The sequence below is a fragment of the Massilia sp. TS11 genome, assembly GCF_022012445.1.
Taxonomy (GTDB): Bacteria; Pseudomonadota; Gammaproteobacteria; order Burkholderiales; family Burkholderiaceae_D; genus Telluria.
Map to the genome: position 1 here is coordinate 1 of NZ_JAKLTS010000036.1, position 1,167 is coordinate 1,167.

The following is a 1,167-nucleotide window of genomic DNA, read 5'->3' on the forward strand; positions in this document are numbered from 1 at the left end:
GTGAATCGCCACCATATCACTAGACACTCCTGAGCCATAATCTAGGCAAAGGAGTCAACATGAGTGGGAAGCGTTACACGGAAGAGTTCAAGATGGCGGCGGTCAAGCAAGTTCTTGATCGCGGGCATCCGGCGTTGGAGGTGGCCGAGCGCCTTGGGGTGAGCCAGCACAGCATTTATGCGTGGATCAAGCGCTATGGCGTTCCCGAGGCCGAGCGCCTGGCCAACGATGCGCAGGCCGAGGAAATGCGGCGCTTGAAGGCCGAACTCAAGCGAGTAACCGAGGAGCGCGACATATTGCGAAAGGCCGCGGCGTACTTTGCCAAGACGTCCGGGTAAGGTACGCCTTCATTCGCGATAACCAAGCCGCGTATTCAGTGCGTCGTTTGTGCAAGATGGTTAAGGTCCATGCAAGCGGTTTCTATGCATGGTGCAAATGCCCCGAAAGCCCGCGTTCGAAAGTGAATAAGCGGCTGCTAGGACAGATTAAGCAGTCGTGGCTGGAGAGCGGCGCAGTCTACGGCTATCGCAAGGTCTTTGACGACTTGCAGGAGCTTGGCGAGCCGTGTGGAATAAATCGGGTGCACCGGCTAATGCGCGCCGAAGGCATTCGTTCGCAGACGGGTTATTCGAAGCGCAAATACAAGCGCGGCGGCGCGCCTGCAATGATTGCGCCTAATCACCTGCAGCGCGAATTCGATGTGGTCGAGCCAAACAAAGTCTGGGTCACGGACATCACGTATCTGCGCACTTATGAAGGTTGGTTGTACCTGGCCGTCGTTCTCGATCTGTTTTCGCGCCAGGTCATTGGTTGGTCGATGAGTTCGCGTATCGATAGGGAGTTGGCGATGAACGCTTTGATCATGGCCGTTTGGCGTCGGCAGCCGACCGCAGAGGTCATGGTCCATTCCGATCAAGGGAGTCAATTCAGCAGTTACGATTGGCGCGATTTTCTGGCCGCGCATGGCCTTCTACAAAGCATGAGCCGTCGAGGAAACTGCCACGACAACGCGTGCGCAGAAAGCTTCTTTCAGCTCCTAAAGCGAGAACGGGTCAAACGGAAAATATATGCAACGCGCGAGGAGGCCAGGCAGGACGTCTTCGACTACATTGAGATGTTCTACAATCCAAAGCGCCGACACGGCTTCAATGGAAGGCTGTCACCAGT

At 55.9% G+C, this 1,167-nt stretch carries 1 protein-coding gene; it reads left to right on the forward strand.

Annotation, left to right across the window (positions count from 1 at the left end):
- Positions 1 to 59: 59 nt before the first annotated feature.
- A protein-coding gene (locus LZ005_RS21505; protein ID WP_373889453.1) for an IS3 family transposase occupies positions 60 to 1,167 on the forward strand; the annotation gives its coding sequence in 2 pieces (ribosomal slippage) (positions 60 to 303 and positions 303 to 1,167; 1,109 coding nt annotated over the 2 pieces). This gene is flagged as partial in the annotation.